Below are 14,302 nucleotides of genomic sequence, written 5' to 3' on the forward strand. Positions count from 1 at the left end.
GGCCTCAGCCGAAATCGCGCGGACGCAGCTCGATCGGCTGGCCGTGCGGCGTGCGGTCGGCGGCTCGGTCCCAGGCGTCGCGGTAACGTGCGAGTTCATCGGCGGTGCTGGCGCCCTTGGCCGCGACGAGCGCTTCGAGCGCGGCGAGCCAGTGCCGGTAGTAGGTATCGCCGCGGTCCTCATCGCCGGCGGCCTGCGCGGCGGCGATCTGCCCTGCGAGGGCCAGCGCCCATTCGGGCCACGTGAACAGGCCGCGCTGGTGGAGCGTCACCGCCATCGCGAAGGCATGGGCCTCCCAGGGCTCGCGGAAGACCGGCTGGGCGCCGTCGTCGGTCGGCATCCCGGGCAGCAAGGGCGTCGCGGCGGTCATTCGGCGGCCTCCAGGTAGCTCTCCCACGCATCCACCGAAACACTGAGGCCGGGCTCCGAGCCCGGTCCCCACAGGTCCTCGCCGGCGAAGACGACCGTGTAGAGCCACTGCGGCTCTTCGCCGAGGCCCTGCGCGTGCGCGTCGGCGAAGACGTGCACGCCATGCCGGTGGGCGATGGTCCCGGACTTGCCCCGCACGTAGGCAGGAAGTCGCGTGTGGTGATCGACGTGACCCGCACGGGTCCGCACCCGCTGGCCGACGGTGAAGCGCGCCGGCCCGGTGGCCGGCCGCTCGACGTTCGTGCCCTTGGCGAGCACCCCCGGCACGTCGGCCGCGCGCAGCACGCGCTTCACCGGTTGCGGCGGATGCAGCATGTGGCCGGCCGCGATCTCGTCGGGCATGACCTGTGCACGCTCCGCCATGAGCTTTTCGAGCGCCGCGAGCCAGATCTCGTAGTAGCTCATCTGCGCATAGGCCGGCAGCGTTTCGCGGGCGCTGCGACTGGCGTCGATGTTCCATGAACCGGTGCCGCCCATGGCGAGGGTCAGCGCGAGCGCGCGTGCTTCCCAGCCGGCATGGAAGCGTTCGTCCTCCGGCTCCGGCACGATGCGGCCGGGAACGTCCTTGCCGCCGAGGTCGGCGTGGCTGATGTAGGTCACGGCGCCGCTCCCGGCGCAAGGGCGAGGCCGGTGCCGATCATCGAATCGCGCGTGACGAGGTCGGCGAGCTGCTCTTCGCTCCAGCCCTCGGTGCCGGCCGGGCGCTGCGGGATCACGAGATAGCGCACTTCGGCGGTCGAGTCCCAGACTCGGATGCGCGTCGACGCGGGCAACTCGACGCCGAACTCGGCCAGCACGCCGCGCGGGTCCTTCACGACACGCGACCGGTATGGCGCGCTCTTGTACCAGGTGGGCGGCAGGCCGAGCACCGGCCACGGATAGCAGCTGCAGAGCGTACAGACCACCATGTGATGCTGCTCGTCTGAATTGGCCAGCGCGACCATGTGCTCGCCCTGGCGGCCGGCGTAGCCGAGCGAGGCGATCGCAGCGGTCGCGTCGTTCAGCAGCCAGTCGTGGAACGCCGGGTCTGCCCATGCCTTGGCGACCACGCGGGCACCGTTGCGGGGGCCGATCTTCGTCTGGTAGGTGTCGATGAGCACGTCGAGCGCGGCCGGGTCGATGTAGCCCTTTTCCGTGAGCACGGTTTCGAGCGCGCGGACCCGCAGGTCCATCTCGCCGAGCTCGCTGTGGTCGTCGTGGCCGTGGTCGGGGTGGTGGTCGTGCGCCATGCGGACCTCACATCGAGGCTTCAAGCATCTGCCGGTAGTCCTCGCGCGTGGCGAGACGCGGATTGGTCTTGTGGCAGTGGTCGGCCATCGCGCCGTCGATGATCTTCTCGAACATGTCGGTGGTGACCCCGACCTCGGCGAGCCCCTGCGGCAGCCCAAGCCGCGCGTTCATGTCGCGGATCGCGCCACCGAGATCGCCCGGCGAATCGAGGTGCATGGCCTGCGCCATGCGCTGCAGCCGCTGCTCCTTGCGCACCGATTCGGCGCCCGAATTGAACTGGATCACCGCCGGCAGGAAGAGGGCGTTGAGCGTGCCGTGGTGCAGCCGCGGATCGATGCCGCCGAGGCTGTGGCTCAGCGAATGCACGCAGCCCAGGCCTTTCTGGAAGGCCATCGCGCCCTGCATCGACGCGCTCATGAGATTGAGCCGTGCCTCCCGGTCGCTGCCGTCCCGGGTCGCGCGTTCGATGTGACCCCACGCGCGCTCCAGCCCGTCGAGCGCGATGCCGTCCGCCGGAGGGTTGAAGGCGGCCGACATGAAGGTCTCCATGCAGTGCGCGATCGCGTCCATGCCGGTGGCGGCCGTGAGCTTGGGCGGCAGGCCCAGCGTGAGTTCGGGGTCGCAGATCGCGGCCTTGGGCATCAGGAACCAGCTGTGGAAGCCGAGCTTGCGGTGGTCGTCGACGATGACGATCGCGCCGCGCGCGACTTCGCTGCCGGTGCCGCTGGTGGTGGGGATCGCGATCAGCGGCGCGACGCGGTCGGTGATCTTCGGCGAGCCGCCTTCGATGGTGGCGTAGGTCTTGAGGGGGCCTTCGTGCGTCGCGGCAATTGCGACGCCCTTGGCGCAGTCGATGGCCGAGCCGCCGCCGACCGCGATCAGTCCGTCGCAGCGCTGGTCGCGATAGATCGCGGCGGCGGCGCGCACGGCGGCCTCGGTCGGGTTCGACGGTGTCTGGTCGAACACCGCGCTGGGCAGGTCGCCGAGTGCATCGAGCGCCTTCTGCAGGATGCCGACGGCGCGCACGCCGGCATCGGTCACGACCAGCGGCCGCGTGATGCCGACGCGCTCGCATTCGCTGCGCAGCAGCTGGATGGCGCCGAAGTCGAACTGGATCTGGGTGAGGTATTGGATGAGAGCCATGGGGTCGGGGTCCGGACGGTACGATGCGGGTCCTCGAATCTAACAAGCACCGAGCACCTTGGACACTCCTGAAACCCCTGCGCTTGACGCAACCGGGACAAACCGCCCGGCATGGACCCGATGAGCGCGCTGACACCTAAGATGGCCAACGTGATCGAGCGGATGGAGCGCGCCGGCCGCCCGCCGCTCCACGCCCTGACACCGGCCGAGGCCCGCGCCGCCTACGAGAAAGGCGCCGGCGTGCTCGAAGTGCCGAAGCCGCAGCTCGCGCGCGTCGAGGACTTCCTGCTTCCGGCGCGCGATGGCCATGCGCTGCCGGCGCGGCTCTATGCGCCCTCGAACGAGGTGCTGCCGGTGTTGATGTTCTTCCATGGCGGCGGCTTCACCGTCGGCAGTATCGGCACGCACGACATCCTGTGCCGCGTGTTGAGCCAGAAGAGCGGTTGCGCGGTGGTCTCGCTCGACTACCGGCTCGCACCCGAGCACAAGTTCCCGACGGCGTCGAACGATGCATGGGACGGCCTCCAGCACCTGGCGAGGAACGCGGCGCAATTCGGGCTCGACGGCGCGCGCATGGCGGTCGGCGGCGACAGCGCGGGTGGCACGCTGGCCGCGGTGTGCGCGATCCAAGGGCGCGATGCCGGTTTGCCCATTGCGCTGCAGATGCTGATCTACCCGGGAACCACGTCGCACCAGGACACCGCCTCGCACCTTCGCTTCGCCACCGGCCCGCTGCTCGGCGAGGCGCTCATCAGCTATTTCTTCGCCCAGTACGTGAACTCGAAGGCCGATCGCGACGACTGGCGGTTCGCGCCGCTCAACGCCGACGACGTGGACGGCGTCGCGCCCGCCTGGATCGGCCTCGCCGAATGCGACCCGGTGGTGGACGAAGGCGTCGCCTACGCCGACAAACTTCGCGCCTCGGGCGTGCCGGTCGAACTGGAAATCTATCGCGGCGTGATCCACGAGTTCGTCAAGATGGGCCGCGCCATCCCCGAAGCGCTCCAGGCGCATGAAGACGCCGCCCGCGCGCTCAGAGAAGCCTTGCAACCATGACGACAGCCATGACCGAGACGACGACCCTCAAGAAATCCGACTTCCGCTTCTTCCACCGCCTGCGCGTGCGCTGGGCCGAGGTGGACATGCAGAAGATCGTCTTCAATGCGCACTACCTGATGTATTTCGACACCGCGATCGCCGACTACTGGCGCGCGATGGCGTTGCCGTACGAAGAGGCGATGCTGTCGCTTGGCGGCGATCTGTACGTGCGCAAGGCCACGGTCGAATTCAATGCCTCGGCACGGGTGGACGACGTGCTCGACGTCGGCATGAAGTGCGTGCGCGTGGGCAATTCGTCGATCCTGTTCCTGGGTGGCCTGTTCCGCGGCGACGAGTTGCTGGTGACCTGCGAGCTGGTCTACGTCTACGCCGATCCCGCCACGCAGACGTCGAAACCGGTGCCGCCGCTCTTGCGCGAGATCCTCGCGGCCTACGAGGCCGGGGAGCCGATGCGCGAGGTCGTCACCGGCAACTGGGATGCGATCGGCGAAGGCGCGGGCAAGGTGCGGCGCGACGTCTTCATCGACGAACAGCGCATTCCGAAGGAGCTGGAGTGGGACGAGCATGACGCGATCGCGGTGCATGCGGTCGCGCGCAACCGGCTGGGGCAGGCGATTGCGACCGGTCGGCTGATGCAGGAGTCGCCCGGACTCGGCCGCGTCGGGCGCATGGCGGTGCATCGCACGCTGCGCGGCGGCGGCCATGGCGAAGCGGTGCTGCGCGCGCTCGAAGCCGCGGCGGCCACACTCGGCGACAAGGAAATCATGCTGCACGCCCAGCGCAGCGCCGAGAACTTCTATGCGCGCCTCGGCTATGCGCCGCACGGCGAGCCTTTCGAGGAAGCCGGCATCCCGCACATCGAAATGCGCCGAAAGCTTTGACCCACCCCCAGCCTCGCCCACTTCGTGTGGCTCTGCACCCCCTTGCAGGGGGCAATCCCGGCGGCCCGGCCTAGCCGGTTCCGCGGGATTCTGGGCTCACGCTCTCGGCATTTCCCGCCGGGGAAACCCCGTGGCACGCCGGTCGGGTGCCGCTCAAGATGGCCGCTTCGAATTGTTTCGGAGACACGGCGATGGCCAACTTTGTTCTCGTTCACGGCGCGTGGCATGGTGGGTGGTGCTACCGGGAAACGGCGAATGCGCTCCGCGCGGCCGGACACACGGTGTTCACGCCGACTCACACGGGCGTCGGCGAGCGCTTTCATCAGTCGGCGGAGAACGTCACGCTCGAAACCCACGTCCGCGATGTCTGCGGCTGCATCGAGTGGGAAGAGTTGAACGACGTGATCCTGGTCGGGCACTCGTATGGCGGCATGGTCATCACCGGTGTTGCCGACCGCATGAGCGAGCGCATCCGCAGCCTGGTGTATCTCGATGCCTTCGTGCCTGAGAACGGCGATTCGCTGATCCGCCTGATCGACAAGGCGCTCGCGCCCGAGGTGGCGGCGCAGTTCGTCGGCGCCTTCCGCGGCACGGCGCTGCAAGGCCACGGCGGGCTGATGCAGCCGATTCCGGCCGAGATGTTCAACATCGCACAAGCCAACCGCGCACGCGTGGACCGGTTGTGCCGGCCCCAGGCGCTCGCGACCTTCGAGATGCCGCTCCTGCTCACCGGCGCGGGCGATTCGATCAGGAACCGGCTCTACATCCTGGCCGATGGCTGGGATCCGAGTCCATTCCGCTACTTCGCCGCGAAGGTCGAATCGGCGCCCGGCTGGCGCTCGATCAAGCTGCCGTGCAGCCACGACGTGATGGTCGACATGCCCAAGGAACTGGCTGCCGAGCTGCTCAAGCTGGCCTGAAGCTGGCCTGACTCGGCGCCGGAGCGGGGAGGGCGGCGGTGGTAGTCTTGCCGCCCCATGAATCTCCGCACGAAGATCGTTGCGCTCGCCATCGTGCCGCTGCTGACGGCGCTGGTGCTGGTCGCCTTCGCGGTGCGGCACCAGGAGCGTGACCTCGCGCAGCGCGAGCGCGAACTGGCAGAACAGACCTACATGGCGCAGCGGCGCAACGAACTGCGCAGCTACGTCGATCTGGCGGTGAGTGTCGTGCGACCGCTCTACGACACCGGCAAGGACGACGAGGCGGTCCGCGCCGAGGCGCTGCGCCTGCTGGCCGCGCTGGACTATGGCGATGACGGCTACTTCTTCGTCTACGACCTCGAAGGCCGATCGCTGATGCATTCACGGCAGCCCGAACTGGTCGGGCAACGGCTCTGGGAACTGCGCGATTCGAAGGGCCGCCCCACGATCCAGGAGCTGATCGCGCAGGCGCGCAACGGCGGCGGCTACGTCGAGTACGAGTGGCGCAAGCCGTCCAATCAGCAGATGGCGCCCAAGCTGGGCTACGTGACCATTCTTCCGCGCTGGAACTGGATGGTCGGCACCGGCCTGTATCTCGACGACATCGATACCGCGATGCATCGCCTCGACCAGCAGATGAGCGCCAACCTCACCACCACGATGCTGTGGATCGTCGGGATCGCAGCGCTCGGGATCGCGGTGGTGAGCGCAACGGGACTGCTGTTGAACCTGAGCGAGCACCGTGTCGCCGAAACCAAGCTGCGCCAGCTCGCGCGCCAGGTGGTGCAGTCGCAGGAGGACGAACGCGCCCATCTGGCCCGCGAACTGCACGACGGCACCAGCCAGACCCTGGTGTCCGCGAAGCTGCTGATCGAATCGGCGGTGGACGCGCTGGAGCGAGGTCGGCAGGCGGTGCCGGCGTCGCTGTCGAAGGCGCTGCAGCGGCTCAATGAATCGCTTTCGGAAGTGCGCGGCATTTCGCACCGGCTGCGTCCGGCGCTGCTCGACACGCTGGGCCTGCCGGCGGCGCTGGAACGGCTGGGCGCCGAGTTCGGCGACGAGGGGCCGATCGAGGCGGCGGTGTCGATCCACGGCACGCCGCGCGAGTTGCCGCAGGAAGTGAAGACGGCGCTGTTCCGTGTCGCGCAGGAGGCATTGACGAACGTGCACAAGCATTCGCATGCCACGAAGGTCGACATCTCGCTCGCGTTCGATGGCTTTTACGTCCGCCTCGACATCACCGACGACGGACGCGGCTTCGATGAAAAAGCGATGCAGGCCGACCCCCGCGCCGGCATCGGCCTGCGCAACATGCGCGAACGCATCGCGGCGATCGGGGGGCATCTGGATGTGCTTTCCGAAGCGTCCGGCACCTCGATCGTTGCCGAGGTGGCACTCGAAGGTCCGGGGGCTGCATGAGGAACCACGACACCATTCGCCTGTTCCTGGTGGACGACCACCCGCTGGTGCGCGACGGGCTGCGTGCGCGCCTTTCGTCGCTGCCCGAAATCGACATCGTCGGCGAGGCGGACGGCGCCGCCGAGGCGCTGCCGATGATCGAGGCGCTCGAGCCCGACCTCGTGCTGGCCGACGTCGGCATGAAGGACATCAATGGCATCGAACTTGCCGCCCGGCTCCAGGAACGGCAGCCGCAGGTGCGCGTGGTCATGCTCAGCATGTACGACAACCCCGAGTACGTGCAGCAGGCGCTTCAGGCCGGTGCGCGCGGCTACGTGCTCAAGGATGCGCCGGCCAGCGAGATCGTCGCGGCCATCGGTGCGGTGGCGGCGGGCGGTACGTTCCTGAGCCCGGCGGTTTCGAAGCGGCTCTTCCGCAACCAGGCGCCGCGGCCGCTGCTGACGCCGCGCGAAAGCGAGATCCTCTCGGCGCTCGGGCGTGGCGCATCGAGCAAGGAGATCGCGCTCGAACTGGGCCTGAGCGTGCGCACCGTCGAGGCGCACCGGCAGAGCATCAAGCGCCGCCTGGGCATCGAGGGACAGGCCGAGCTGATCAAGTACGCGGTCGAGCACGCGAGGAAACACTGAGGGTTATCCCTTAGGCAATCCCGCGAGGGGTGCTTGCGCAGTGCAACCGATGCGCAGAAAGTTGTCTCTCGCGACACTCGCCGGGAACAGCTTCAGGAGACATCCGTATGCAAACCCTTCGCCGCCACCTGGTGTGGCTCGTCGTCGCCGTCGTCGGCGCTTTCGCACTCGGAACGGTGGCGCTGTCGCGAGGCGAATCCATCAATGCGCTGTGGATCGTCGTCGCGGCCATCTGCACCTACCTCATCGCGTACCGCTACTACAGCCTCTTCATCGCGCAGCAGGTGCTCGGTCTCGACGCCAGCCGCATGACGCCGGCCCATCGCCACAACGACGGGCTCGACTACGTGCCGACCGACAAGAACGTGCTGTTTGGCCACCACTTCGCGGCCATCGCGGGTGCAGGGCCGCTGGTCGGGCCGGTGCTCGCGGCGCAGATGGGCTATCTGCCCGGGCTGCTGTGGATCCTGGCCGGCGTGGTGTTCGCCGGGGCGGTGCAGGACTTCATCGTGCTGTTCATCTCGACGCGGCGCGACGGCCGCTCGCTCGGCGACCTGATCAAGCAGGAGATGGGCACGGTGCCCGGCATGATCGCGCTGTTCGGCACCTTCATGATCATGATCATCATCCTCGCGGTGCTGGCACTGATCGTGGTGAAGGCGCTCGCCGAATCGCCGTGGGGCACGTTCACGGTCGCAGCGACGATTCCGGTCGCGATCTTCATGGGGATCTACCTGCGCTACATCCGGCCGGGCCGCATCGGCGAGATTTCCATCATCGGCTTCGCGCTGCTGATGCTCGCGATCTACGGCGGCCAAGTGGTGAGCCAGAACCCCGATTGGGCCGCGATGTTCACCTTCGACGGCAAGGCGCTCACATGGATGCTGATCGGCTACGGCTTCATCGCCGCGAGTCTGCCGGTATGGCTGCTGCTCGCGCCTCGTGACTACCTTTCGACCTTCCTGAAGATCGGCACGATCATCGCGCTGGCGATCGGCATCGTCTTCGTCGCGCCGCAGCTGCAGATGCCGGCGATCACGCAGTTCGCGCAGGGCAATGGACCGGTCTGGTCTGGCAGCCTGTTCCCGTTCCTCTTCATCACCATCGCCTGCGGCGCGGTGTCGGGCTTCCATGCGCTGATTTCGTCGGGCACCACCCCGAAGATGCTGGACAACGAGCGTCACGCACGCTTCATCGGTTACGGCGGCATGCTGGCCGAATCCTTCGTCGCGGTGATGGCGCTGGTCGCGGCCGCGTGCATCGATCCCGGCGTGTACTTCGCGATGAACAGCCCGGCCGCGCTGGTCGGCTCCACGCCGGACGCGGTGGCACAGGCGATCTCCGGCTGGGGTTTCTCGGTCACGCCCGACATGCTGCTGCAGACCGCCAAGGACGTCGGCGAGACGACCATCCTCGGCCGTGCGGGCGGTGCGCCGACGCTGGCGGTGGGTATGGCCCACATCCTTCACCAGGTCGTGGGCGGGCAGGCCATGATGGCCTTCTGGTACCACTTCGCGATCCTGTTCGAGGCGCTCTTCATCCTGACGGCGGTGGACGCCGGCACGCGCGCCGGCCGCTTCATGCTGCAGGACCTGCTGGGAAGCTTCGTGCCCGTGCTGAAGCGTACCGACCTCGTCGTGGCCAACCTGACCGCGACGTTCCTGTGCGTTGCCGCCTGGGGTTACTTCCTCTATCAGGGCGTGGTCGATCCGCTCGGCGGCATCAACACGCTGTGGCCGCTTTTCGGCATCTCCAACCAGATGCTCGCCGCCGTGGCGCTGATGCTGGGCGTGGTGGTGCTGTACCGCATGAAGCGCGAGCGCTATGCCTGGGTCGCCATTGCGCCGGCCGCATGGCTGCTGGTCTGCACGCTGACCGCCGGCTGGCAGAAGATCTTCTCGCCGGACCCGAAGGTCGGCTTCCTGTCGCACGCGGCGAAATACGCCGACGGCCTGGCACAGGGCGTTCTCATCGCCCCGGCCAAGACGCCGGAAGCCATGTCGCGCATCGTCTTCAACGACCGCCTCGACGCCGCGCTGTGCGGGCTCTTCATCTTCGTGGTGCTGAGCGTGCTCGTCTACAGCGTGAAGAGCTGCCTGGCCGCGCGCTCGGCCAGCAAGCCGACTGCGCGCGAGACGCCTTTCGAGCCGATGCCGGTGCCGGCCGCTGCATCATGAGAACCGCAGGCGCCAGCCTCACGGAATCCGGGCGTTATCTGGCGCGCTCGGTGGTGCAGTCGCTGCGCCTGATGGTCGGCATGCCCGACTACGACGCTTATCTGAGCCACATGGAACGCACGCATCCTGATCGCGAGCCCATGAGCTACGAGGCGTTCTTCAGGGAGCGGCTGGAGGCGCGCTATGGCAGCGGCAAGGGCCGCTGCTGCTGAATCGCTCAGATGTCTTCCAGCAGGGGATAGGGCAGGGGCTCGACCGTGAGCGCCGGCCCGTCGGCTGCGCGTGCGTGCAGGCCGCCTGCTTCGATCGCCGCGATCTGGATCGAGATCAGCCCGGCCCATCCGCCGCCGGGCGCCGGAGCCGCCTGCGCGACCAGTCCGACTGGCTGCCCGGGGTCGCCGGCGGCAAACACTTCCTGTCCGGCTGCGATCTCGTCATTCGCCTGGACCAGGTAGGTGCGCCGCTTCAGCGTCCCGCGGAACTGGCTTCGCGCGACCACTTCCTGGCCTGGATAGCAACCCTTCTTGAAGTTCACGCCGCCGACCGACTCGTAGTTGATCATCTGCGGCACGAAGGCTTCGACGATCGGCGAGGTCAGCGTCACGATGCCGCTTCGCACTTCGCTCCATTGCCACAGTGCCGGGTCGACGGCCGGTCCCTTCGGCGCGGCGCTGCCGGCGGGCGCGATCCAGAGGGCACGCGGAATGCGGTCGGAGGGATAGAGCGTCACGGCATGTGCTTCACCCACCGCGATGGAGCGCCCGGGCAGCGAGGCCGGATCGACGTCGTTGGCCGCCAGGGCCGTGCCGGCGAGGCCGTAGAGCGCGAATTCGTCGCTCGCATCGGTGAGCTTGGCCTTCGCGCGCAGCACATACATCGACAGCCGCTTGAGCGTCGCGGGCAGGATGTCCCGGCTGCAGACGAGCAGGATCCGGTCCGTTTGCGGGCGGATGCCGATGAAGCTCGCGATCGCCCGCCCCTTGGCGGTGCACAGGGCTGCAAGCCGGGCTTCGGCGGCGTCGAGCAGCGCGAAGTCCTGGGTCAGCTGGCCATGCAGGAAACTGGCGGCGTCGGGGCCTTCGGCCCGGATGACACCGAGGTGGGAGAGGGCGGTCACGCCATTCAGAACGACTGAGGTCATCGCTGAATTATCATGGCCGGTCCCGATCCGTTCGATCGGCAGGGCTTCCGCCGCTTCCCACTCTCTTTGCTCCCTTCGCCGGATTCCGTGCGCCGCTTCTTCCTCACGATCTTTCTGTTGGCCGCCCTGGGCGCTCTGGGCATCGGCGCGGCGGGCCTCTGGTGGGTCAACCAACCCTTGCGGCTTCCGGCACCGAGCGTCGACCTGTCGATCGAGCCGGGAACCACGCCGCGCGGCATCGCCCAAGCCGTCGCCGACACCGGCGTGGACGTGCCCCCGCAACTGCTCTACTGGTGGTTCCGCTTCTCGGGTCAGGATCGGCAGATGCGCGCCGGCAGCTACGAGCTGGAGCGCGGCATCACGCCACGGACGCTGCTGAGCGTGCTGGTGCGCGGCGAGGAAGCCACGCGCAGCATCGTCCTTGTGGAAGGCTGGAACATCCGCCAGGTGCGCGCGGCGCTCGCCAAGGCCGACCAGCTGAAGGCCGAAACCGTCGGACTGACCGACGAGGAGCTGATGACCCGGCTCGGCCGGGCAGGGCAACATCCCGAGGGACGCTTCTTTCCGGACACCTATACCTATTCGAAAGGCTCGACCGATTTCGCGCTGCTGCAGCGCGCCATGCGCGCCATGGACAAGAAGCTCGAAGCGGCCTGGGCGGCCCGGGCGTCCGGCGTGGCGCTCAAGACGCCCGACGAGGCGCTGATTCTCGCCAGCATTGTCGAAAAGGAGACGGGCAAGGCCCAGGACCGTGCGGAGATCTCGGCCGTCTTTCACAACCGGCTGCGCATGGGCATGCCGCTGCAGACCGATCCGACCGTGATCTACGGCATGGGCCAGCGCTTCGACGGCAACCTGCGCAAGAAGGATTTGCAGACCGACACCCCGTGGAACACCTACACGCGCAACGGCCTGCCGCCGACGCCGATCGCCATGCCGGGCAAGGCGGCGCTCCTGGCCGCGGTGCAGCCGGCGCAGAGCAAGTCGCTCTATTTCGTTTCGCGCGGCGACGGCACGAGTCAGTTCAGCAGCTCGCTCGACGAGCACAACAAGGCGGTGAACCGCTATCAGCGCGGCACCACCGATCCGAACCAGCGGAGCGGTCAATGAAGGGGCTTTTCCTCACGCTCGAAGGCATCGACGGTGCCGGCAAATCGAGCCATATCGATGCGCTCGAAGCGCTGTTCACAGCGCAGGGCCGACAGGTCACGCGCACGCGCGAACCTGGCGGCACGCCACTGGCCGAAACCCTGCGCGCGCTGATCCTCGAACAGCCCATGGACCCGCTGACCGAATCGCTTCTGGTCTTCGCGGCCCGGCGCGACCATGTCGTGCGCGTCATCGAGCCGGCGCTGGCGCGTGGCGATGTCGTGCTGTGCGACCGATTCACCGACGCGACCTTTGCGTATCAAGGGGCGGGGCGCGGCTTCGATCCGGCGGTGCTGTCGACACTCGAAGGGTGGGTGCAAGCGGATGCGGACGCTGCAGCCCGCGGGCTCCTGCAGCCCGACATCACGGTCTGGTTCGACCTGGCGCCGGAGATCGCGGCCGAGCGGCTGGCCGGGGCGCGCGTGCCGGACAAGTTCGAGTCGCAGCCGGTGGAGTTCTTCAAGCGCGTCGCGGCAGGCTATGCCGCGCGCGCGAAAGACGCGCCGCGGTTCGTCCGCATCGACGCCGACCAGTCGCGCGAGGCGGTGTGGCAGCAGATCGAAGCGGCCCTGGCCGAGCGCGGCCTCGTTGCATCGCAAAGCGGAGGAGCGCCATGAGCCCCCGCCCGGCCGTTCCGAAGGGGGCTCGCACCGCAGTGCGAGGCACGGAGGTTGCCCAGTGAGCGCGGACACGCTCTCGCCGTGGCTGCGCAAGCCGCTCGCCGAGTTGCTGCGCCAGCGGGGCCATGCGTGGCTGCTGCAGGGGCCTTCAGGGTTGGGCCAATACGAGCTCGGTCTTGCGTTGGCCGCGGCCTGGCTATGCGAGCAGCCTGAAGAGGCCAGGAAGGAGGGCGCCTGCGGGCACTGCCCCAGCTGCCACGCCATCAAGGTCCGCACGCATGCGGACCTTTGCGTGCTCATGCCCGAAGTCGCGATGCAGGCGCTCGGGTGGCCGCTCGATGAAAAGGCGCAGGCCGACATCGACGACAAGAAGCGCAAGCCGAGTCGCGAGATCCGCGTCGAGGCGATGCGTGATGCCGTCGGTTTCGCTCAGCGGACCAGCGCACGCGGCCTCGGCAAGGTGGTGCTGGTCTATCCGGCCGAGCGCATGAACACGATCACCGCGAATGCGCTGCTCAAGACGCTGGAGGAGCCCGTCGGCGACGTGCGATTCGTCCTCGCCAGCGAGGCGGCGTGGCAGCTTTTGCCGACGATTCGCAGCCGCTGCCTTGGCTTCACGCTGCCCTGGCCGGCGCCGGAGGAAGCACGCGACTGGCTGGTCGGACAGGGCGTTGCGGCGGCCGATGCGACCGCCCTGCTGCGCGCGGCTGGCGGACGACCAAGCGATGCGCTTCGCCTCGCGGCCCAGGGCCAGTCGCCCAAGGCCTGGGGATTGCTGCCCAAGGCGATGGTGCGGGGCGATGTCGGTGCGTTGGCCGATCACGCGCCGGCGCAGGCGATCGACGTCCTGCAGAAGCTTTGCCACGACCTCATGGCAACCGACAGCGGCGCCGAACCGCGCTTCTTCGACAGCGCTGACCTGCCGCCAGTGCCGCCCAGGGGCGCATTGGCGCGCTGGTCGAAGTCGCTCGCGAATGCGGCAAAAACCGCGGAACACCCGTTCAATGCGGGCCTCATGCTCGAAGCGCTTGTGAGCGAAGCGCGAACCACCCTAAACTCCGCACGCCGCCGCCCATGAATACACCAGCAGCTTCCACCCCCGCCGCGCCCGTCCGGCCCAGCGTCATCCAGCTGGCCATCAAGGAAAAGGGCGCGCTCTATGCAGCCTACATTCCGTTGTTCGCCGAGGGCGGCATCTTCATTCCGACCTCTCGCGAATACCGTCTCGGCGACGACGTCTACGTGCTCTTGACCCTGCCGGACGATCCGCAACGTTATCCGATCGCCGGCAAGGTGGCCTGGATCACGCCGTCCCGCGCGGCTGGCAACCGGGCGCCGGGCGTCGGCATCCGCTTTCCGTCCGACGACAAGTCGCGCCAGCTCAAGGCGCGCATCGAGGAGGCGCTCGGCGGCACCATGGCTTCCGACCGTCCCACCCAGACCATCTGATCCGAATCCCGTGCTTCCGGGGCGCGGACCGCCAGCGGCGCGACAGCGCCCTGCTCATT

General features: G+C 68.2%; 16 protein-coding genes. 11 read left to right on the top strand and 5 right to left on the bottom strand.

The window, feature by feature from the left end; all coding sequences use genetic code 11:
- Positions 1-4 precede the first annotated feature (4 nt).
- The 4 genes from WKW77_RS00995 to WKW77_RS01010 are packed head-to-tail and all read right to left on the bottom strand — an operon-like array spanning position 5 to position 2,802.
- Entirely contained in the window at positions 5-370 is a 366-nt protein-coding gene (locus tag WKW77_RS00995) for a nitrile hydratase accessory protein (protein WP_340354963.1), read from the bottom strand.
- A complete protein-coding gene (gene nthB / locus WKW77_RS01000) occupies positions 367-1,029 on the bottom strand; it encodes a nitrile hydratase subunit beta (RefSeq protein WP_340354964.1) in 663 nt (220 codons plus the stop codon). The genes WKW77_RS00995 and nthB overlap by 4 nt, the downstream gene beginning before the upstream one ends.
- Positions 1,026-1,658, bottom strand: coding sequence for a nitrile hydratase subunit alpha (gene nthA, locus WKW77_RS01005; RefSeq protein WP_340354965.1), 633 nt, complete (start codon positions 1,656-1,658; stop codon positions 1,026-1,028). Before nthA ends, nthB begins: the two co-directional genes overlap by 4 nt.
- A 7-nt stretch (positions 1,659-1,665) precedes the next feature.
- The gene (locus WKW77_RS01010; RefSeq protein WP_340354966.1) at positions 1,666-2,802 is read right to left on the bottom strand and encodes an iron-containing alcohol dehydrogenase; all 1,137 of its coding nucleotides are present in this window, start codon (positions 2,800-2,802) and stop codon (positions 1,666-1,668) included.
- Between the two features lie 111 nt (positions 2,803-2,913).
- Between WKW77_RS01010 and WKW77_RS01015 the strand changes: the two genes are divergently transcribed.
- From WKW77_RS01015 to WKW77_RS01045, 7 genes are all read left to right on the top strand, one after another.
- Positions 2,914-3,858, top strand: coding sequence for an alpha/beta hydrolase (locus tag WKW77_RS01015; RefSeq protein ID WP_340354967.1), 945 nt, complete (start codon positions 2,914-2,916; stop codon positions 3,856-3,858).
- Entirely contained in the window at positions 3,855-4,742 is an 888-nt protein-coding gene (locus tag WKW77_RS01020) for a YbgC/FadM family acyl-CoA thioesterase (RefSeq protein WP_340354968.1), read from the top strand. The genes WKW77_RS01015 and WKW77_RS01020 overlap by 4 nt, the downstream gene beginning before the upstream one ends.
- 191 nt (positions 4,743-4,933) lie before the next feature.
- Positions 4,934-5,662, top strand: coding sequence for an alpha/beta fold hydrolase (locus WKW77_RS01025; RefSeq protein ID WP_340354969.1), 729 nt, complete (start codon positions 4,934-4,936; stop codon positions 5,660-5,662).
- A 57-nt stretch (positions 5,663-5,719) separates the two neighbouring features.
- Positions 5,720-7,081 (top strand): cache domain-containing protein, encoded by a 1,362-nt coding sequence (locus WKW77_RS01030; protein WP_340354970.1) that lies wholly within the window; start codon positions 5,720-5,722, stop codon positions 7,079-7,081.
- Positions 7,078-7,707: a response regulator transcription factor gene (locus WKW77_RS01035; RefSeq protein ID WP_340354971.1), complete on the top strand. Its 630-nt coding sequence runs from the start codon at positions 7,078-7,080 to the stop codon at positions 7,705-7,707. The genes WKW77_RS01030 and WKW77_RS01035 overlap by 4 nt, the downstream gene beginning before the upstream one ends.
- Positions 7,708-7,814: 107 nt before the next feature.
- Positions 7,815-9,884 (top strand): carbon starvation CstA family protein, encoded by a 2,070-nt coding sequence (locus WKW77_RS01040; RefSeq protein ID WP_340354972.1) that lies wholly within the window; start codon positions 7,815-7,817, stop codon positions 9,882-9,884.
- Positions 9,881-10,096 (top strand): YbdD/YjiX family protein, encoded by a 216-nt coding sequence (locus WKW77_RS01045; RefSeq protein WP_340354973.1) that lies wholly within the window; start codon positions 9,881-9,883, stop codon positions 10,094-10,096. The genes WKW77_RS01040 and WKW77_RS01045 overlap by 4 nt, the downstream gene beginning before the upstream one ends.
- Positions 10,097-10,101: 5 nt before the next feature.
- On the opposite strand, the gene ygfZ is transcribed toward WKW77_RS01045, so the two are convergent.
- Positions 10,102-11,025, bottom strand: coding sequence for a CAF17-like 4Fe-4S cluster assembly/insertion protein YgfZ (ygfZ, locus tag WKW77_RS01050; protein ID WP_340354974.1), 924 nt, complete (start codon positions 11,023-11,025; stop codon positions 10,102-10,104).
- Between the two features lie 87 nt (positions 11,026-11,112).
- Here ygfZ and mltG point away from each other — a divergent pair, with 87 nt between their 5' ends.
- The 4 genes from mltG (at position 11,113) to WKW77_RS01070 (ending at position 14,243) form a co-directional block, all read left to right on the top strand.
- Positions 11,113-12,135, top strand: coding sequence for an endolytic transglycosylase MltG (gene mltG / locus WKW77_RS01055; protein WP_340355577.1), 1,023 nt, complete (start codon positions 11,113-11,115; stop codon positions 12,133-12,135).
- Complete coding sequence (tmk, locus tag WKW77_RS01060; RefSeq protein WP_340354975.1) at positions 12,132-12,791, top strand: dTMP kinase; 660 nt, start codon at positions 12,132-12,134, stop codon at positions 12,789-12,791. Before mltG ends, tmk begins: the two co-directional genes overlap by 4 nt.
- A gap of 61 nt (positions 12,792-12,852) precedes the next feature.
- A complete protein-coding gene (locus tag WKW77_RS01065; protein WP_340354976.1) occupies positions 12,853-13,872 on the top strand; it encodes a DNA polymerase III subunit delta' in 1,020 nt (339 codons plus the stop codon).
- Entirely contained in the window at positions 13,869-14,243 is a 375-nt protein-coding gene (locus WKW77_RS01070) for a PilZ domain-containing protein (RefSeq protein ID WP_093158783.1), read from the top strand. The genes WKW77_RS01065 and WKW77_RS01070 overlap by 4 nt, the downstream gene beginning before the upstream one ends.
- The last annotated feature ends 59 nt before the right edge of the window (positions 14,244-14,302 follow it).

Origin of the sequence: Variovorax ureilyticus (assembly GCF_037889935.1) — a bacterium.
GTDB classification, from domain to species: Bacteria; Pseudomonadota; Gammaproteobacteria; order Burkholderiales; family Burkholderiaceae_C; genus Variovorax; species Variovorax ureilyticus.